10 protein-coding genes are annotated in these 20,041 nt (G+C 60.7%); 5 read left to right on the forward strand and 5 right to left on the reverse strand.

Annotation, left to right across the window (positions count from 1 at the left end; translation table 11 throughout):
• Window positions 1–128: 128 nt before the first annotated feature.
• From FOT55_RS12355 to FOT55_RS12365, 3 genes are all read right to left on the reverse strand, one after another.
• A complete protein-coding gene (locus FOT55_RS12355) occupies window positions 129–1,361 on the reverse strand; it encodes a YncE family protein (RefSeq protein ID WP_025304962.1) in 1,233 nt (410 codons plus the stop codon).
• Window positions 1,362–1,408: 47 nt separating this feature from the next.
• Window positions 1,409–4,318 (reverse strand): condensation domain-containing protein, encoded by a 2,910-nt coding sequence (locus tag FOT55_RS12360; RefSeq protein WP_147823508.1) that lies wholly within the window; start codon window positions 4,316–4,318, stop codon window positions 1,409–1,411.
• A gap of 79 nt (window positions 4,319–4,397) precedes the next feature.
• On the reverse strand, window positions 4,398–6,491 hold the full coding sequence (locus FOT55_RS12365) for a TonB-dependent receptor (RefSeq protein WP_033638948.1): 2,094 nt from the start codon (window positions 6,489–6,491) through the stop codon (window positions 4,398–4,400).
• 535 nt (window positions 6,492–7,026) lie between these two features.
• Here FOT55_RS12365 and FOT55_RS12370 point away from each other — a divergent pair.
• Both FOT55_RS12370 and FOT55_RS12375 read left to right on the forward strand, forming a co-directional pair.
• Window positions 7,027–8,637 carry a condensation domain-containing protein gene (locus tag FOT55_RS12370; RefSeq protein WP_049207227.1) on the forward strand — a complete coding sequence of 537 codons (1,611 nt, stop codon included), beginning with the start codon at window positions 7,027–7,029 and terminating at the stop codon, window positions 8,635–8,637.
• Window positions 8,638–8,670: 33 nt separating this feature from the next.
• Window positions 8,671–11,766, forward strand: coding sequence for an amino acid adenylation domain-containing protein (locus tag FOT55_RS12375; RefSeq protein WP_147823509.1), 3,096 nt, complete (start codon window positions 8,671–8,673; stop codon window positions 11,764–11,766).
• Between the two features lie 42 nt (window positions 11,767–11,808).
• On the opposite strand, the gene FOT55_RS12380 is transcribed toward FOT55_RS12375, so the two are convergent.
• Complete coding sequence (locus tag FOT55_RS12380; RefSeq protein WP_147823510.1) at window positions 11,809–13,152, reverse strand: condensation domain-containing protein; 1,344 nt, start codon at window positions 13,150–13,152, stop codon at window positions 11,809–11,811.
• A gap of 273 nt (window positions 13,153–13,425) precedes the next feature.
• Window positions 13,426–14,742: a glutamate/aspartate:proton symporter GltP gene (gene gltP, locus FOT55_RS12385; RefSeq protein WP_043142347.1), complete on the reverse strand. Its 1,317-nt coding sequence runs from the start codon at window positions 14,740–14,742 to the stop codon at window positions 13,426–13,428.
• Between the two features lie 901 nt (window positions 14,743–15,643).
• Between gltP and acs the strand changes: the two genes are divergently transcribed.
• The 3 genes from acs to actP all read left to right on the forward strand — a co-directional run bounded on the left by acs (window position 15,644) and on the right by actP (window position 19,655).
• Window positions 15,644–17,602 (forward strand): acetate--CoA ligase, encoded by a 1,959-nt coding sequence (gene acs, locus FOT55_RS12390; protein ID WP_141997051.1) that lies wholly within the window; start codon window positions 15,644–15,646, stop codon window positions 17,600–17,602.
• 92 nt (window positions 17,603–17,694) lie between these two features.
• On the forward strand, window positions 17,695–18,006 hold the full coding sequence (locus FOT55_RS12395; RefSeq protein ID WP_004930047.1) for a DUF485 domain-containing protein: 312 nt from the start codon (window positions 17,695–17,697) through the stop codon (window positions 18,004–18,006).
• Window positions 18,003–19,655, forward strand: a complete 1,653-nt coding sequence (gene actP, locus FOT55_RS12400) for a cation/acetate symporter ActP (RefSeq protein WP_089181546.1) — start codon at window positions 18,003–18,005, stop codon at window positions 19,653–19,655. Before FOT55_RS12395 ends, actP begins: the two co-directional genes overlap by 4 nt.
• Window positions 19,656–20,041: the final 386 nt, after the last annotated feature.

Here is a 20,041-nt window from a genome sequence, read left to right on the forward strand (position 1 = left end):
TGCGTTTAATATACTGGTTCATCACATTTTCCTCTGTGCGTGAGTAAAATGTGTCAACGCTATTCAGGACGGGTCAGACCCAACGAAAAAGGGGCGCCGCGGCGCCCCTTTTTACTTTCGCTCTCTCGTTACCTGGTGTGCAGCTGAATGCGCACCACGCTTTCCGGCTTGCCGGCCTTGGTGGAAGCGCCGTCGTTTTTCACCGTCACGAACAGCGCGTCGCCTTTCGGATCCAACGCCAGGCTGTTAGGGTGCGGCGGCAGGTCTACGGTTTGCAGGCGCTTGAGCGTCTTGGCGTCGAACACCGTCAGCGTCCCGGCGCCGTGATCCACGCGCACGCCTTTGCGGTTGGCGACATACAGCCGCTGGCTGCGCTCGTCGAGCAGCAGACCGATCGGCACCTCATCCGTCAGCTCGCTGGCCAGCACTTTGCCGCTGTCCGCATCCAGCGCAAACACCCGGTGGCCACTGCTGCGCTTCACGTAGTCGTGCCCCAGATGATGGTTGCGGTAGTCGTCGCGATCGATACCCTGATCGACGCCCAGCAGGCGATTGCTCGCCGGGTCATACACCAGGTTCAGCAGCTGATCGGCCTGCACTTCGTGCGTGGCGGTGATCGCCAGCGTGTCGGCGTTCAGGGTGATCACCTGCCCCTGCATGTTGGAAACGAATACCCGACGGCCCTTCTCATCCAGCGTGATGCCCACCGCGTTGTAGCCGAAGCCCGGGATCACTTTCTCCAGCTTGCCGGCCTTGGTATCGACCACGTACAGCACGCTGTCGACGCCGAAGCCCAGGCCCGGCAGGAACAGACGGCCGCTTTGCGCGTCATACTTGAGCTCGCGGAGGCGGTACAGGTAGTCCTCGGTGATTTTGAATTTCTTCAGCTCCGCCAACAGGAAATCCAGGCGCTTGCCGCTGATGCCCGCCTGCTTGTAAGCCTGCTCCAGCACCGCTTTGTCCAGCAGCTTGATGCTGCCCAACGCGTGGTTGGTGGTGGTGTCCACCACCCCGACTTCGCCGTTGAAGGCCTGCGTCAGGTACAGGCGATTGCCCGCGTCGTTCAACGCCACGCCGAAGCCTTTCACCTGCAGCGGGATCTCTGCCTTGATCGCCAGGGTGTTGGGATCCAGCCGCAGCACGCGGGAACGCGCCTCTTCCTTCCAGTCCGGCGCGCTGACGAACAGCGCCTGTTGCGAGGTGCTGTAGGCCATCTCCACCACCGTCGACGACAGCGCCTCGCGCTTGATGTCCTGCGGTTTGATGCCGACATCGTCCGCCTGCGCGGCGCCGGCGACCACCAAAGAGGCCGCCACCAGCAGCGACAGTAGCGCGCGCGGGGTTGCTAGGGTTCCAGACATCCTTTTATCTCCTTGAAAATCATGCTTTCGGTTAGAGTGAAACAACGTCATGCCTGCGGCCCGGGCGGCAGCGCCGCCAGAGCGATATCGCCAGCGATGTGCTGCGCAAACTGGGTAAAGACGTGCTGAACGCCGTCGGCGATCAGATTGGCCTGCTCCCGGCTGTAGTGATCCTGACGGTAGGTCATCATCACCCGCAGGGATTTCTTCCCGGCCAGATCGTCTTCCATCACCTCAAACTGCAGGCCGAGCAACGATTCGGCTTTCTCCGGCTCCACCTGACGGTAGGCGATCGCGCTGCCGTCCTGCAGCCGGAACTCGCCGTTCAGCTTGATGCGGCTGTGGATCTGGATGAACACTTCGAACATGTGGTTCTTGCGGTCGGCGTCCACGCCGAACAGCCCTTCCTCCACCAGATCGATCGGAATGTCGGTGTACGGCAGCGAGCCATTGATGGTGTTTTTCACCTGGCTGACCAACCCGGCCACCGTCAGCCCCTCGTCGAAGCGCACGCGGTGCACCACCACGGTGGTGAAATAGCCGACGGTATCGAAGAACTCGGCGTCGTTACGGCCAGAGGTTGAGGTGCCCACCAGCAGATCCGCCGGGCCGCCCAGCAGACGCAGCGCCGAGGTAATCCCGGCATACACCACGTTGAACAGCGAAGCGTTGTTGCGGCGGGCAAGCTGATACAGGCCTTCCGCCACGGCAGGATCGACCTCGAACTCCAGCCAGCCGCCGTTGACGTCCGCCGGTGCCGGCACCGCCGGATGGGTGGACGCTTCTTGCCGGAAGATCGGCTGGCCGACCGGCGCGCCGCGCAGCGCATCGAGCCAGTAGTCCAGATGTTGCTGCTGCACCCCGGAGGCCCGCTGCTGCCGGGCGAAAGTGTGGAACTGCGGCGGCTGCCCGCTCCACTGCGGCGCCTGGCCGACGACGCGATGGCGATAGGCGACGCCCAGCTCATCCATCATCAGATTGAGCGACCATTCATCCAGCACCACATGGTGGAACAGCAACGACAGCAGCTGTTGGCCGTTGTCCGCATCGCGCAGCAGCGTGGCGCGCAGCGGCAGCTCGGCGGCCAGATCGAACCGGTGCTGGCCGGCGTCGGCCAACAGGGCGGCGGCATTACCCGCCGGCGTCTCGTGAGAGAAGCGGAACCACTGATAATCCGGCAGTTCTGCGGCCGGCACCACCACCTGCACCACCTCCCCCTGCTGCTCGACGAAGCGTGAACGCAGCACGGTATGGCGAGTCATGACGTCGATAAACGCCTGGTGCAGCGCCGTTTCGTCTACCGCATCGAAGAAGCGAAGAGAGAACGGCAGGTTGAAAATCTCGTCATGGCCGAAGGCTTCATACACCTTCCACAGCGATTCCTGCGCCAGCGACAGCGGCGCCTGCGCCCCCTCATGATCGTCGGCGATCGCTAGCGCGGCATTCGGCTGCGCAACGTTCAGGCGTTTGGCGTAGCCCGCCAACCCGCGCGCCGTCGGATGACTGAACAGATCGTTAATGTTGATTTCGATCTGATGCAGGCTCAGCAAGCGGCCGATCACCCGGGTAGCGACCAGCGAATGGCCGCCGCGATCGAAGAAGTCTTCATCCAGGGTCATTTCCGGCGCCACCAGCGCCTCACGGAACTCCTGCAAAATCAGCGGCGCAACGCTTTCGTCGGCGTCGCCGTTCGCCGCCGGCGCGGCCATCGCCGGGGAAACGGCCTCAGCCACCGGCAATGCGACGGCAATTCGCTGCCCGGCCAGGAACGCGCTGAACTGCTCCAGCAGGAAAGGCGCCGCGTGCGGAGACAGGCGCGGGTCGGTGACCAGCTCCAGCGTTAACGCTTCCGCTTCGGGCAAGCCCAATAGCAGCGCCAGTTCAAACGGCGTATGCAGCGGCGGCAGCAACAGGCGTTCGGCGTGAACGCCTTCCAGCCGCCACTCTGCGGCCAGATCGTCACGCCAGGCCACCAGCAACTGCGCCCGCTGCGGATCCGGCTGTTCAGCCACGGCCTGCGCCAGCAGCCGCTGCCCGACGTCGCCCTCGCCATGCTGCACGGTCAGGCGCATCAGCGGCGCCGCCGTCAGGCCCAGCTCCAGACCGACGCACTCTGCCGTTTCTGCGGCCAGCACGCACAGCTGCACCGCTTGGCCGCCGGCCTGCGCGGCGACGAACTCGGCAAACCGTGCCGCCACCGCCGCCAGCAAGGCCCGCGGCGTGTCGTTGGCGGGCAACAGCGAGCGATCAATGCGTGTGACCACGCGCGCGCCCACCGGCGGCAAGGCTTCAGTACGCTGCGCCGGGCTGCGGTAATCCTGCAGCGAGACCGCCTGGCGCGCCCAGGGCAGCTGTGGCGCAGGGATTTCCGGCAGCTCGACCGGCGCCGCCGCGAAAGGCAGAGGCATCGCATCTCCGTTATAGCGGGCGGACAGCATCGCCGGCAGATGGCGCCACGGCAGCGCTTCCGCCAGGATGTCATGCAATACCACGCCCAAAATCACGTCATCGGCAGGCGTGAGCAACAGCAGGCAGCGCAGCGGCGCTTCGCTTTCCAGTTCAAATGGCGCCGCCTGCACTTGCAGCAGACGACAAATGGCGTGTTGTTCATCCGCCACCTGACGCAGGCTCACCGGCAACGGCGCCGAATCGGCAGCGCGTTTAACCAAACCGTTTTCGTCATCAAAAACGTAACGCACGTTCACGCCCGGCGTTTCCCGCACCAGCGCTTGCAGCGCCGCCGTCAGTTGGGCGATATCCACCTCTCCCGTCAGGCGCCAGGCCATCGCCCGCTGCCCGCGTGCGTCACCCTGCTGCAGATGGGCAAACCATGCCCGCTCTTCGGCTTCGCTCACCGGCCGATCGCCGTTCGCCGACGCCGCGCCCAGCGCCTGAAACGCGCTCTCCAGCCGCTGGGCCTCTTCATCGCTCAGAATGCTGTCAAAATCACCGATCACTGCGTTATCTCCTTTGCCCGGCCGTGCCGGGATAGCGCATAAAACGGGGGACATTCGTCCCCCCATCATCGCGATAGCGTTAGAAATTCAGCTCAACCGCCGCGCCGACCATGCGCGGGCGCTGCTGCGTCGCGGTGTAGATATCGTTGCCGCCAACCATGATGCGACGCTCGGAGTCGAACAGGTTTTGCGCAAACAGCGTGGCGCGCCCATAGGCGAAGGTGTAGGCCAGCTGGGCGTTAGCCGACCAGTAAGAACCTATACGCCCGCGCGAATCGTTGTCATACGCCGAGTAATAGGAGTCCGAGAACGCCACGTTAGTGCTCACTTCCCACCCTTTCAGGAACTGATATTTGGCGCCCATGTTGGCGGTGTAAGCCGGCGCGCGTCCCAATTCATGCCCTTCCACGCCGCTGCCCGAGAACTTTTTGATCTTGGTTTTCAGCAGGCCAACGTTACCGAACAGCTCGAAGTCCCAACGCGGCTGCCAGGTGGCGCCGATTTCCGCGCCGTAGGTTTCCACCTTGTCGGCGTTGCGGATCACGCTGGAATTTTCACCCAGGTAATAAGGCAGCTGCATGTCTTTGTAATCGTTGTAGAACACGTTGCTGGTCAGCACCACGTTGGCGTCTTTCAGGTGATGGCGGGTGTACAACTCATAGTTCCAGACATACTCGGAACCGTAGGTGTAACTGACGATCGGGCTGCTGAGAGTAATGCCTGCACCGCCAGCGTTATAACCGCGAGCGATCTTGGCACCGTAGGTTTGGGTGTCCGTCGGTTTCCAGGCCACGTCCAGTTTCGGCAGGAACACCGTGTAGGTTTCGTCGAAGTCGATGCGCACCGCCTTGCTGCCGCCATTGCGTTGGCGATGTTCGCGTTCCAGGCGGCTGGCGGCAGTCACGTCCACCTGCGGCGTCAGCGCATAGGTCAGCTCAGCGAAGGCCGAGTTAGTGTCGGTTTTATCTTTAAAAGTCGCGCCGCCGAAGATATTGACGAACTCATCCTGCTTGGCGTGGAAATAACGCAGCCCCGCCAGCCCGTGCAGGCGGCTGTCCGCGCCGCCGAAGCGTACCACCGGTTCTACGTGCACCTCTTTACCGCCGATGTCGGCGTACGGCAGCTGATAAGCCGTGGCGCGGTTAATGTTGAAATCGGTATAGATAACGCGGTTTTCCAACGCCAGGCCATCGGAGGCCTCCCAGGCCAGATCCCAGATCCCGCTGTTCACATTGCTTTTGAACACCGGCCGACGGATGTCGTGACGCGCACTCGCAGGATGCGGCTGCGGGTTGAGGCTTTCGTTCTGCGGTGCGGTGCTGCCAAAGTGGTTAAAGGTCAACTTGGTGGTCAGATCGCGCAAACCGGCCGGGTTGAACAGCAGCTTGGCACGGGCGGTGGTGGCCTCCACTTCACGCGGATCGCCCACCGGCTCATAGGCCGGCAGGTCAGCATCGCTGCGGCGACGCTGGCGATCGACGCTGACACGGAACGCCAACTGGTCTTCCACCAGCGGGCCGGACGCCATGGCGGCTAGTTGAGAGGAGTGCTGATTGCCGGCCCCGCCCTTGAAGGCGCTTTCCCATTCGAAGGTCGGGTCTTTACTGGCCATGACGATGGCGCCGGCGATGGCGTTGCGCCCCTGAATGTAACTTTGCGGGCCGCGGAACACTTCAACGCGATCCAGATCCCACAACGATTGCGGTCCGTAGGCTTGTTCGTTATAGGTCAGCGAACGGCCGTCCAACGACAGATTGAGGCGCGGCCTGGTGCCGCTGAGGAAAGCGCCGGCACCGGTGGTCGGGCCGGAGCCGTCAACGCCACGCACGGTTGGCAGATCGTTGCCGATGCCGACATCCACCACGTTGGGGGTCATGCGCAGCAAATCGGGAACCTGTGTCGCATTAGGCATAGAGGAGATGCGGTTGCTGTCGAACACTTCGACGCTGGAGCCGGTGTCGAAAATGGAACGTTTGACCTTCTCACCGGTAACCAGCAGCGTTTCCGCGTCCTGGTAGGTTTCGTTGCTCTTGGTTTCCGCCGCGTTGACGTTACCGATCGCCAGTGAACAAACCCCTAAAAATACGGAGGAAAACGCCCCAATGGCTTTCAACCCCGCCTTTTCCCCGTTTCCTACGCTTTCATGCCGTTGAGCCGCAAAATGCTTGCCCATAGATGTCTTCTCCTTTCATCCCAGAGGTGCACAAAATTTGATTTTTTTTTACACAACCTACATCGACACTCACACAGACCATGACGCTGCGGCCTTCCCGGCCTTGCTGTTGCTTATCCCTGCGGCAAACCCATGCCTTTCGCGGCCGGACGGGCGCGGCCCCGTCCACGGCTAAGCCGCCGGCGGAGCGGCCGGCAGCTTGTATAAAAACGTAAAATAATGTTAAGAATGATAATATTTTGCATTTTCTAATGCAAATCATTATCAACAAAGGTGTGAGACCTGACAAGATAACTGCCAGAAACCCTTATACTTTCGCAGGAAAAACGAGCGCTGCAATAACAAGCAATCATTTCAATGCTAAGAATAATATAGATAAATTATTCACACCCAATGCCCTCGCTGCCCGGCGTCGCTAAAACGCCTTATAGATAGCACCCGATCGCCAAACGGATCAAATAATAATAATTTTCATTCCTATTAACATTTGGATATATTCTTGCAGTCTCGTTGGCTGAATCAAAATGGATACCCGATGAAAGCTTTGACCACGATGCAGGCCGCCTATTGGGTAGGCCGACAGTCCGCTCCTCCCCTCGGCGGCATGGCCGCCCACCTGTATGCGGAATTCGACGGCGGCGAGCTGGATACCGCTCGGCTGCGCCAGGCCGTCGAGGCGCTGTACCTGCACCATCCGCTGTTACGTCTGCGCATTACCGACGATGGCCGGCAGACGATCGCGCCTCCCGGCCCTCGGCACGCCTTGCATCTCGACGATTGGCAGCACGCCGATGAAGCAACGCTGGCAGCCGCGCTCGCCGCCAAACGCCAGGCAAAAAGCACCCAGCTGCTGCCGCTGGAACAGGGCGTGCCCTGCGATATCAGCCTGAGCCTGTTGCCGGAAGGGCGCAGCCGCCTGCATGTCGATCTCGACATGATCGCCGGCGATGCCATGAGCTTTCGCCTGTTGATGGAGGATCTGACGGCGTTTTATCACCGGTGTCCGCCGCCCCCCTCCGATGACGCACCAGCGGCCTACTTTGATCACCTCGAACGACGCGACGCCGACGAGGCGCTACGCCAGCGGCGCGAACGCGGCCAGCGTTGGTGGCGTGAACGCCTGGCGCAGGTGCCCCCGGCGCCGCGCCTGCTGCGCACGCCGGACCGCTGCCGCAGCGATCGCCTGGCCGTACAGCTGAATGCAGAAGAAAGCCGCGCGCTGGAGAATGTCGCCAAGCGGCACCACACCTCCCTCTCTACGCTGTTTTTAGCGCTGTTCGCACTGGCCGTCGGCCAGGGTTGGAATATGACGCGCTTCCGGCTCAACGTGCCGCTGTTCCACCGCGAAAGCGAACGGGAGGACGCGCATCGTCTTATCGGCGATTTCTCTAACCTGGTGCTGCTCGGCGTGGAGCTGAACCCGACGGAAAACCTGAGCGCTTTCTGCCGGCGCCTGATGGCACAGCTGGCAGAGCTTATCGAACATGCGGATTACCCCGGCGTGAGCGTGATGCGCGATCTGTCGCGCCTGCACGGCAGCCTGCAGCCTTCGCCGGTGGTGTTTACCGCTGGTTTCGGCATCCGCGGCAAGACGCTGTTTTCCGAACGGGTCACCGACACCTTCGGCCGTCTCGGCTGGGTCATCTCTCAAGGACCGCAGGTTGCGCTGGATGCGCAGGTCGCCCACGTCGACGACGGCATTCTGATTAACTGGGACGTGCGGCTGGACGCATTCCCCGAGCACGCGCTGCCGCGCCTGCTGGCCTGTTATCGTGCGCTGCTGCACCTGGCCGCACGGCAAACGGAGGCGTTCGATCGCCCGCTGTCACAGCTGTTGGCGCAATGCACACCCGACGCGCTGGCGCAGCAGGCACCGGTGCGCCAGGTGCTGCACCGGCTGCTGGCGCGGGTGGCTCCCGAGGCTAGCTTGCACGACCACGACGATATCCACCGCTTGGCCCTGCCGGATGCTGGGGTGAACGCGCTGCTGACGGTGCTCAACAAATATCTGGCGGCGGCGCTGACGGCGCAGGATCTGGCGGCGCATCCCTCTCCGGCGGCGCTGGCGGCATTGATCTGCCAACGCTCGCCCGAGGCAGGACGGAATGCGAAAACGCTGCTCGCCGCGCTGGCGCCGCAGCACTGAGATTTAATCGGTTAGCGACTATAGGGAAGTACCATGGAGACACCATTAACCGCACTGCAGCAGGCCTATCTTCTGGGCCGCAGCGATCGATGGCCGCTGGGCGGCGTGGCGATGCACGACTTTCGCGAATATCGCGCCCGGCAGCTGGACGTACCGCGCCTTGAAGCGCGCCTGACCGAGCTGGTTCAACACTACCCGGCACTGCGCACCTGCATCGATGTGCCGCGCGGCACGCAGCACGTACGCCCGGAAACCACGCTGCATCTGGATCGCCACGATCTGCGCGCCCTTGATGGTGAAGCGGCGCAGCGCCAGGTCGAACAACTGCGCGCGCGTTACTCCCACCAGCGCCACGATCCGAGCCAACCGCTGTGGCGCATCGCCGTGATCCAACTTGCCGAACAGCAGGATCCGACGGGATCGCCGTACGATACGCTGATCTTTACCAGCTTCGATGCCTTGATCTTAGACGGCCAGGGGATCTCCACCGTGATCGCGCGCCTGTTCGACGATCGCCCTCTGGCGCCGACCGCCGCCGCCTTGCCGCCCCCCGCCGCATCGGCGGCGCAACGCCAGGCCGATGCCGCCTACTGGCGCGAAAAGCTGCAGGATGTCACCACCCCGTCGGCGTTGCCGTGGCGCGCCCCGCTCGCCAATCTCACCTCATCACGCTATCGCCGCGCCAGCCTGACGTTGCCGCACGACACGGTTAAACAGCTTGGCCGTCTGGGATCGCCGCATGCGCTGCTGCGCAACAGCCTGCTGTCGGCGCTGATCCTCGATACGCTGGCCCACTGGACCACCGACGGCGAGCTGTGCGTCGGGGTGCCGGTGGCGTTCCCCGCCGCCGACGGCGCCCTGGGCAACGCCTCCAGCTTCGTGGCGGTGCGCTATTCGCGCTACGGCGAAGACTTTATCCAGCGCGCGCAAGCCTTGCAGGACGACGTGCTCGGCGCGCTCGATCACCTGGCGTTTTCCGGCGTCGATCTGGCGCGGCAGTTGCTCGGCCAAAGCCAGGGCGGCCCGGCGCTGCCGGTGATCCTGACCAATTGCCTGGGTTGGGAAACGCTGCCAGCCGAGGCGCCGGTGCGCTTTCACGACGGCCTGACCCAAACGCCGCAGGTCGCCATCGATATCCGCCTGACGTTGGACAGCGAAAAAAATCTGCAGCTGTGCGTGGACTACGCCGAGCAGGCGCTGCATGGCGAACAGGTAGAAGCGATGCTGGCGGCGTTGCAGCGACGCATCCTGCACAGTTGCCAACGGGCCGACCTGGCGATCGCGCCGCGCGACTTCATCGATCTGGCGCATTACCGCCACAACGACAGCGAAGCGAATTACGCGCCTTATCCTTATCTGGCGCAGCTGGCCGAGCGGCTGTTCGGCGCGCAAGACGGCGGCAATGCGCTGATCTGCGGCGAGCAGACGCTAACCTACCGCGAGCTGGGCCAGCGGATCGCCACGGCGATCGCCAACCTGCAGAGCCGCGGCGTGCAGCCGGGCAACGTGGTGGCACTGTATCTGCCGCGCAGCCCGGAACAGATCATCTTCAGCCTCGCCTGCGCCCTGCAGGGCGTGGTCTGGGTGCCTATCGATATCAACTCGCCGCCGGAACGCACCGCCTACCTGCTGGAGAATTGCCGGCCGACGCTGGTAGTGCACGGCGGCGATCTCGAAACGCCGATCGGCGTGACGCCGGCGACCCTGCTGGCGCAGGCGGATCGCGCACCCGCGCTGCCGGATGAACGGACGCTGGTTGAACGCAGCGCCAGCCAGGCCGCGAGCTACTACCTGTATACCTCCGGCACCACCGGTAAGCCTAAATGCGTGGTGCTTAACAACCGCGCCACCGCCAACGTCGTGCACCAAACCCAACAGCGCTGGAGAGTCACCGCCGACGATGTCTTCATTTCCGTTACGCCGCCGCACCATGACATGTCGATGTTCGATCTGTTCGGTTCGCTGTGCGCCGGCGCCACGCTGGTGCTGCCGGCGCCACATCAGGAAAAGGATGCCATCAGCTGGAACCAACTGGTGGAAAAACATCGGGTCACCCTGTGGTGTTCGGTACCCGCCATTCTGGAGATGCTGCTCACCTGCAAAACGGCCGACAGCCTGCGCTCGCTGCGCCTGGTGGCGCAAGGCGGCGACTATATCAAGCCGGCGACGGTACAAACCCTGCGTACCCTGCGCCAGGATCTCGCGCTGTTCTCACTCGGCGGGCCGACCGAAACCACCATCTGGAGCATCTGGCACCCGATCGCCCCACAGGAGAGCGGCACCGTGCCTTACGGCCGCCCGCTGCCGGCTAACCGCTACTTCATCTGCCATGACGACGGCAGCCACTGCCCGGCCGGCGTGGTCGGCCGCATTCACACCGCCGGGGTGAACCTGGCGTTAGGCTATCTGGAGCAGGGGGAGCTGAAGCAGCACGATTTCGTTACCCTCGAAGGACCGGACGGGCAACCGCTGCGCGCTTTCCGCACCGGCGATCAGGGCTATTACCGTGCGGACGGCAACATCATGTTCGCCACCCGGGTGAACGGCTATGTGAAGATCCGCGGCGTGCGCGTCTCGCTGCCGGAAATCGAAGACGTGCTGCGCCGCCATCCGGTGATCCTGGATATGGTAGTGGTGGATTATCCCAGCGGAGAGAACAACGAGGCAGCGCTCGGCGCCCTGTATCTGACCCGCGACGGCAAGCCGCTGCCGCTGTCCGAGATCCGCGCCTTCGCCACCGGCTATCTGCCCTGTACCCATATCCCCACGCGCTTTATCCATGCCGAGGCGCTGCCGCTATCCGCCAACGGTAAAACCGATCGCCATCGCATCCGCGCCGACCTGAGCCACCAGCAAACCGCGCCGGCGTTGAACGCCTGCGCGGCCCCGCCGCCGAACGCACCGGTGGCGCGCAGCGCCGAGATCCTGACCATTTACTGGCAGGCGATTGGCGTAACGCCGCGCCCGGAATGGGGGGAAGAGACGGCGTTTATCGCCATGGGACTGAAGCTGCCGCATATCAAACAGGTGGCGGCACGCCTCAATGACGCTTTCGGCACCCGTCTGGTAAGCAGTGCGCTCTTGCCATGCAAGAACGCACGCGAAGTGGCGGCGTTGCTGGCCAGCTGAAACCATACCACTCGGGCGGGGACATCCCCCGCCCGCATTTTCTCAGGCGGGTAACGCCGTCAGGGCCGCCAGCGGTTGCTCCCAGGCTTCCCGCTGCAGCGCGCGCATCAGAAATTCTTGCAGCGCCTCGCCATAGTCCAGCGTATCCTCCGTCGGGAATTGTTCCAGATAAATATCGATATCCACCTGCAGATCGCGGGCGTCGGTGCGGCCGCGATACGTCAGGTTAAAACCGTCACCCGAGCCGCCGGCCAATACGCTGCGGGTACCGCGACAGCCAGTAAAACGAGGCGCATCGAAGGGTTGCACGTTGATGAAGGGGGAAATAAAGAAGCGCGAGCCCGGATCCACACCGCGATCGGCGGCCAATTGGCGCAGACGGTAGCCAGCGTGGCTGCGCAGCTCCCGCAGCTGCTGCGTCAGCGTGGTGAGAAAGCTCCCCAGCGTCTCCGCTTGCGGCGGTGACACCAGCAGCGGCAGCGTGTTGACCGCCAGCGAAGGCACGTTAGTGGCTGCCTGCCCACGGCGATTCATCGCCGGCATCCACATCGGCAGCGTATCGCCTTGCCGGGCACAGCGCGGCATCACCTGAAACAGCCAGGCCGCCGACAGCGCCACCAGCAAGTCGGGCCAATTGATGCCGCTACGCTCCGCCAACTGCGCCAGAGAGTGCGACACCGCCGCCGGCAGCCGGTGGTGGGTGCTCAGACGCCGTACGCCATAGGCCTCACCGCCCTTGCGCACCGTCGGCAGCACCTGCGACGGCGGCAGATAGGTCTGCCAAAAGCGCCGATCGCGCTCGCATCGCTCAGAATCAGCGTAGGCCAGCTCGGCCTGTTGAAAGACGTCGAAGGCGCCCAGAGGCATACCTGCGCTGCCCTCACCCAGATAGTGCGCATATAACGCGGCGCAGCGGTGTTCGATCAGGGCCATGCCGAAGCCATCAACCAGAATATGGTGCGCACGCACGTACCAGAGGTAGCGCTCCGGCCCCAGCTTGAGCAGCCAGGCTGCAGCTAACGGTTCGCTGTGCAGCGCCCGGCGCTGCGCGATATCTTCGCGCATCAGGTTTTGCGCCGCCTGCCAGGGATCGTCGTGCGTTTGCAGATCGATGCGTTGCAATGGCGGCGTGCGCTGTGGATCGTAACGTAACAGCGGGGGAGAGTCGCCATGCCGCTCACCAAAGCGCAAGGCAAACGCCTGCGTCTCGGCGAGAGTGGTGGCGATCGCCCGGCAGAGCGTCTCTTCCTCTACCGCGCCGCACAGTTCGGTGCAATGTGCGACGGTGGACAGAGTCTGCCCAGGGTGCAAGGTGTGTTCTTCCCAGAAATCAAGCTGCGCTGGCGCCAGCGGCAACCATTCAGAGGCCAAAGCGGTGTCCGACATGTTACCTACCTTTGATAAGCCCGAATAAAGACGTCGAGCGGGCGTAACCCCGCCGTTCAACGGCTTTTGCGTGTCTCCATACATCATCAAATGAAAATGATAATAACATCTATTATCATTTCTATTAATTTGGTAACACTTTAGATTTTGTTAAGCGGGGATGCAAGTCGCGCAGTTGGGCAGAGAAAAGAAAGTGGCAGGTTGAAGGGCCATAAAAACAAAACGCCCCGGCACAACTGCCTGGGGCGTTTTTAACGTCGGCGATACTCGTGATTAGGCCTGGTTGGCCGGCTTCACCTTCTGCGCCAGAAACTCCGTTTCGTAAGCCAGCGCCTTCTTGCGATCGAACTGGTGCTCCCACTTGGCGATCACCAGTACCGCCAGCGCGTTGCCCACCACGTTCAGCGCGGTACGCGCCATATCCAGGATACGGTCCACGCCGGCGATGAACGCCAGGCCTTCCAGCGGGATGCCGACGCTGCCCAACGTCGCCAGCAGCACCACGAACGAGACCCCCGGCACGCCGGCGATCCCTTTCGAGGTTACCATCAGCGTCAGCACCAGCACGATCTCCTGCCCCAACGACAGTTCGATGCCGTACAGCTGGGCGATAAAGATAGCGGCGATGCTCTGGTACAGCGTCGAGCCATCCAGGTTAAAGGAGTAGCCAGTCGGCACCACGAAGCTAGTGATCGACTTGGGCGCGCCGTAAGCCTCCATCTTTTCGATGATGCGCGGCAGCACCGTTTCCGAGCTGGCGGTGGAATAAGCCAGGATCAGTTCGTCTTTCAGGATGCGGATCAGCGTCCAGATGCGCAGATTGCACAGCCGGGCGACCGCCCCCAGCACCACCAGGGCGAAGAACGCGATGGCGAAGTATACCAGCAGCACCAGCTTGGCCAGCGGCAGCAGCGAAGCGAAACCGAAGTTGGCTACCGTGACCGAAATCAGACCGAATACCCCGATCGGCGCATAGCGCATGATCATGTGGGTGACTTTGAACATGCTCTCGGACACCGCCTTGAACACCTTCAGCAACGGCTCTTTGGTCTCTTTCGGCAACGACGACAGCCCCAGACCGAACAGCACCGAGAAGAAGATAATCGGCAGCATGTCGCCCTTGGCCATCGACGAGAAGACGTTCGATGGGATCAGCGACAGAATGGTCGCCACCAGACTGTGCGAACCGCTTTGCACCTGTTCGGTGGTTTTCTCATACTGCGAAATGTCCACCGTGGTCAACGTCGACATGTCGATGCCGTGGCCGGGTTGGAATACGTTGGCCAGCGTCAACCCCACCACGATGGCGATCGTGGTGATCACTTCGAAGTAAATAATGGTTTTCAATCCGATGCGGCCCAGCTTTTTCGCATCCCCCACACCGGCAATACCGACGATCAGCGTGGAAATAACGATCGGCACCACAATCATCTTGATCAGACGAATAAAGATATCACCCGCCGGGCTGAGAATATTGCTGACCAGCCACTCACGAGATTCTGTCTGGTTGTGCAATACCGCGCCAACAATAATACCCAGTACCAACGCGATCAGGATTTGCCAAGCCAGGCTAATTTTTACACTTTTCATACCCAAAAAGTCCTCAAAGACTCTTTGCGCCGTACAAAGTCGCAACACGGCGAAAAGAATACTTAATCATTTATTACAGGCTTATGTTAATTCAGTGGAAGCGTTCACCTGCCCTGGGTGCGACGCAGTATAAATCTGTATCATCCGGGCGGCATGCTCTGCAAGCCTTGATTTGTCAGGGTTGAGCGCTGAATCGAATCACAAAAATTTCGCGTAACTATTTCAAATGGCATAATTGCTTGTTATTAAAAACATAATTTTTCAGATAATGAAGCACATAACCGCGCCGGTGACGTTTTTTTGAACGCGATTAAAATGCGTTATTTTTCGTCCATTCTGCATATTTAGTCCGCACCGAATGTTTATATTTTGTTACTCAAAAGTCAAATAAATGGGAATTGGCCGAGTGACATTTTCACCCATAAATGCAGCGCCATTTTATATTTAGATTAAAAATCGAACGATACCGCAGGATGAATGCCATAGGGTATTTCCCGATTTTTCATCAGGTATGAAGCATTAATAGAACGTTATTTCACGATGTGCCGTCCATCGTTATATCGCGTTAATACCAACTTCGAATATTAATAGCGAAAAATAATCAAAAAAGATTTATAGCGCGAAATAATGCTGGTCTCTCCCATCCTTATTAAGCGCGAGGCAAATACCCTCGCCTTTTTTTATTCTTTTTTGTTCTTTAGATAAGTGTTTTTGGTTAAAAACGTGGGTTTATGAGGATTTAAGCGCCAAATAGATAGATATGTCCTGCAAATGCGACAGAACGATTACAAATCAATATCTTTGTTGCGTGATCTGCCGCGCAAAAAAGAAACAAAGAATCGTAGCAAACTATACTTAACCTTCAGTTGACATATCATTAACAACTTCAAGGAGAAAAGCTATGAGCCAACTGCATAAACACGCTATTCCTTCTGCAATTGCAGAACGCGCCCTGATTAATCCGGCACAATACCAACAGTATTATCAACAGTCGGTTCAAGACCCAGAGGCTTTCTGGGGTGAGCATGGCAAAATCCTGGACTGGATCAAACCCTATACCAAAGTCAAAAACACCTCGTTCGATCCGGGCCACGTCAGCATCCGTTGGTTTGAAGACGGCACGTTGAACCTGGCGGCCAACTGTCTGGATCGTCATTTGGCCGAGCGCGGCGACCAGACCGCCATTATCTGGGAAGGCGACGACCCGACCCAATCCAAGAACGTGACTTACAAACAGCTGCACCATGACGTCTGCCAGTTCGCCAACGTGCTGAAAAAGCTCGGCGTGAAAAAAGGCGACGTGGTGGCTATCTATATGCCGATGGTGCCGGAAGCGGCGGTCGCGATGCTGGCCTGCGCGCGTATCGGCGCCGTACATTCGGTGATCTTCGGCGGCTTCTCACCGGAAGCGGTCGCCGGACGCATTATCGACTCCAACGCCAAGCTGGTGATTACCGCCGATGAAGGCCTGCGCGCCGGCCGCGCCGTGCCGCTGAAAAAGAACGTCGATGATGCGCTGAAAAATCCCGGCGTAGTCAGCGTGGCTAACGTGGTGGTGTTCCAACGCACCGGGAAACCGGGCTACTGGCAGGAAGGGCGCGATCTGTGGTGGCATGAGCTGACCCAGGGCGTCTCCGCCGACTGCCCACCGGCAGAAGTGAACGCCGAAGATCCGCTGTTTATCCTGTATACCTCCGGTTCGACCGGCAAGCCGAAAGGCGTGCTGCACACCACCGGCGGCTACCTGGTCTACGCCGCGATGACCTTTAAGTATGTGTTCGACTACCACGACGGCGACATTTATTGGTGCACCGCCGACGTGGGCTGGGTCACCGGCCACAGTTATCTGCTGTACGGCCCGCTGGCCTGCGGCGCCACCACGCTGATGTTCGAAGGCGTGCCTAACTATCCGGGCGTCAATCGCCTGTCGCAGGTGATCGACAAGCACCAGGTCAACATTCTGTACACCGCACCGACCGCCATTCGCGCTCTGATGGCCGAAGGCGACAAGGCGATCGAGGGCACCCGACGCGATTCGCTGCGCATCATGGGCTCGGTCGGCGAGCCGATCAACCCAGAAGCCTGGGAGTGGTATTACAACAAGATAGGCAACGCGAAGTGCCCGATCGTCGATACCTGGTGGCAAACCGAAACCGGCGGCTTCATGATTACCCCGCTGCCGGGCGCCACCGAGCTGAAAGCCGGTTCAGCCACGCGACCTTTCTTCGGCGTACAGCCGGCATTGGTCGATAACGTCGGCACACCGCAGGAAGGCGCCTGCGAAGGCAACCTGGTGATCGTCGACTCCTGGCCGGGGCAGGCGCGTACCCTGTTCGGCGATCATGACCGCTTCGAGCAAACCTACTTCTCGACTTTCAAAGGCATGTACTTCAGCGGCGACGGCGCACGCCGCGACGAAGACGGTTACTACTGGATCACCGGCCGCGTCGATGACGTGCTGAACGTCTCCGGCCACCGTCTGGGCACCGCCGAGATTGAGTCCGCGCTGGTATCGCACCCGAAAATCGCCGAAGCGGCGGTGGTCGGCATTCCTCATAACATCAAAGGCCAGGCGATCTACGCCTACATCACGCTGAACCACGGCGAAGAACCGACGCCGGAGCTCTATACCGAAGTGCGCAACTGGGTGCGCAAAGAGATAGGGCCGATCGCCACGCCGGACGTACTGCACTGGACAGATTCGCTGCCCAAAACGCGCTCCGGCAAGATCATGCGGCGTATCCTGCGCAAAATTGCCGCCGGCGACACCAGCAACCTGGGGGATACCTCTACGCTGGCGGATCCGGCCGTCGTCGACAAGCTGTTGGAAGAAAAACAATCAATGAAAGTGCCGTCATAATTTATGCCGCTTCAGGCCGCTCAATCCGGATCACGCACCGTTGAGCGGCCCTGGCGCGGCGTACTCTCTCAATACCGACTGGAGACACTCTGATGAATGACACCATTTATCAAGGGATTGAAGAAAACCCGCGCTTTAAAGAGCTGGTGAGAAAACGCGGCCGGTTCGCCTGGCTGCTTTCACTGATTACGCTGGCGCTGTACGTCGGCTTTATTCTGTTGATCGCCTTCGATCCGCAATGGCTCGGCACGCCGATCGCCGCCGGATCGACCATCACCCGCGGGATCCCGGTCGGCGTCGGGCTGATCGTGATCTCTTTCGTCTTGACCGGGATCTACGTGTTTCGCGCCAACGGCGAATTCGATCGCCTCACCGCAGAGATTCTGCGTGAGGTGAAACAATGAAGCGCTTATTGTCCGCCGCCGCGCTGCTGTTGCTGCCCGGTCTGGCCTGCGCCGACGCCATTGGCGGCGAGGTGCATCGCCAGCCGCTGAACATCCAGGCGATCGTGATGTTTATCCTGTTTGTCGGCGCCACGCTCTACATCACCTATTGGGCCTCCAAACGCACCCGTTCCCGTCAGGACTACTACACCGCGGGCGGGCGAATCACCGGTCTGCAAAACGGGCTGGCGATCGCCGGTGACTTCATGTCCGCCGCCTCGTTCCTCGGTATCTCCGCCCTGGTCTACACCTCGGGCTATGACGGACTGATTTACTCCATCGGCTTCCTCATCGGCTGGCCGATCATTCTGTTCCTGATCGCGGAGCGCTTGCGCAACCTCGGCCGTTATACCTTTGCCGATGTCGCCTCTTACCGTCTGCAGCAGAAACCAATCCGCACCCTCTCGGCCTGCGGCTCGTTGGTGGTGGTGGCGCTGTATCTGATCGCGCAGATGGTCGGCGCCGGCAAGCTGATCCAGCTGCTGTTCGGGCTCAACTACCATGTGGCGGTGATCCTGGTCGGCATCCTGATGGTGCTGTACGTGCTGTTCGGCGGCATGCTGGCCACCACCTGGGTGCAGATCATCAAGGCGGTGCTGCTGCTGGCCGGCGCCAGTTTTATGGCGCTGATGGTGATGAAGTCGGTTAACTTCGACTTCAATACCCTGTTCGCCGAAGCGGTGAAGGTGCATCCGAAAGGCATCGCCATCATGAGCCCCGGTGGTCTGGTCTCCGATCCGATTTCCGCGCTGTCGCTTGGCCTGGCGCTGATGTTCGGCACCGCCGGTCTGCCGCACATCCTGATGCGTTTCTTCACCGTGAGTGACGCCAAGGAAGCGCGCAAGAGCGTGTTCTACGCCACCGGCTTTATCGGTTACTTCTATATTCTGACCTTTATCATCGGCTTCGGCGCCATCTTGCTGGTCAGCGCCAATCCGGCGTTCAAAGACGCCACCGGCGCGCTGCTGGGCGGCACCAATATGGCGGCGGTGCACCTGGCCAATGCCGTTGGCGGCAACTTCTTCCTCGGCTTTATCTCGGCGGTGGCCTTCGCCACCATTCTGGCGGTCGTTGCAGGCCTGACGCTGGCCGGTGCCTCGGCGGTTTCCCACGATCTGTACGCCAGCGTGATGAAAAACGGCAAGGCGACCGAGCGTGACGAGCTGAAGGTCTCAAAGGTCACCGTCGTGGTATTGGGCCTGGTTGCTATTGCCCTGGGGATTTTGTTCGAGAAGCAGAATATCGCCTTTATGGTCGGGCTGGCGTTCTCTATCGCTGCCAGCTGTAACTTCCCTATCATCATCCTGTCGATGTACTGGTCGCGTTTGACGACCCGCGGCGCGATGATTGGCGGCTGGCTGGGTCTGTTAACGGCGGTGATTCTGATGATCCTCGGCCCGACGATCTGGGTGCAGATCCTCGGCCATGAAAAACCGATTTACCCGTATGAATACCCGGCGCTGTTCTCGATGATCGTGGCCTTTGTCGGCACCTGGCTGTTCTCGATCACCGACAGCTCGCTGGCCGGGCAGCAGGAGCGGGAACGCTTCCGGGCGCAGTTTGTCCGTTCGCAAACCGGGCTGGGTATCTCTCAGGGCAGCTCGCATTAATCGAATAATAAGTGAAAAAAAGCAAACACACCCTAATCAAAGGCCCTTCGGGGCCTTTTCTCTGGCTGTCTGTCGGAGATAAGCTGGGGAGAGCAGCGCAGCGTAGCTGCGCTTTTTTACGTTTTACGCATAGCAAAAAGCCCTGAACGTCAGTTCAGGGCTTTCGGCTTTATTTGATGCCTGGCAGTTTATGGCGGGCGTCCTGCCCGCCCCCCTTCGGGCCGTTGCTTCGCAACGTTCAAATCCGCTCCCGGCGGATTTGTCCTACACAATTCGTCTCAGGATGCCCATGCTCGTGCAGAACGCCAGATAACAGACAAAACAAAAAGCCCCATGCTTTCGCATGAGGCTTGTTGTTTTATTTGATGCCTGGCAGTGTCCTACTC

The organism is Serratia bockelmannii, from assembly GCF_008011855.1.
Classification (GTDB): domain Bacteria; phylum Pseudomonadota; class Gammaproteobacteria; order Enterobacterales; family Enterobacteriaceae; genus Serratia; species Serratia bockelmannii.

Bases quoted from the DNA above. Each gene is read 5' to 3' on its own strand.
- FOT55_RS12370 (WP_049207227.1), top strand. From the start codon at position 7,027: ATGAAAGCTTTGACCACGATGCAGGCCGCCTATTGGGTAGGCCGACAG.
- FOT55_RS12395 (WP_004930047.1), top strand. From the start codon at position 17,695: ATGAATGACACCATTTATCAAGGGATTGAAGAAAACCCGCGCTTTAAA.
- gltP (WP_043142347.1), bottom strand. From the start codon at position 14,742: ATGAAAAGTGTAAAAATTAGCCTGGCTTGGCAAATCCTGATCGCGTTG.
- FOT55_RS12355 (WP_025304962.1), bottom strand. From the start codon at position 1,361: ATGTCTGGAACCCTAGCAACCCCGCGCGCGCTACTGTCGCTGCTGGTG.
- acs (WP_141997051.1), top strand. From the start codon at position 15,644: ATGAGCCAACTGCATAAACACGCTATTCCTTCTGCAATTGCAGAACGC.
- FOT55_RS12375 (WP_147823509.1), top strand. From the start codon at position 8,671: ATGGAGACACCATTAACCGCACTGCAGCAGGCCTATCTTCTGGGCCGC.
- actP (WP_089181546.1), top strand. From the start codon at position 18,003: ATGAAGCGCTTATTGTCCGCCGCCGCGCTGCTGTTGCTGCCCGGTCTG.
- FOT55_RS12365 (WP_033638948.1), bottom strand. From the start codon at position 6,491: ATGGGCAAGCATTTTGCGGCTCAACGGCATGAAAGCGTAGGAAACGGG.
- FOT55_RS12380 (WP_147823510.1), bottom strand. From the start codon at position 13,152: ATGTCGGACACCGCTTTGGCCTCTGAATGGTTGCCGCTGGCGCCAGCG.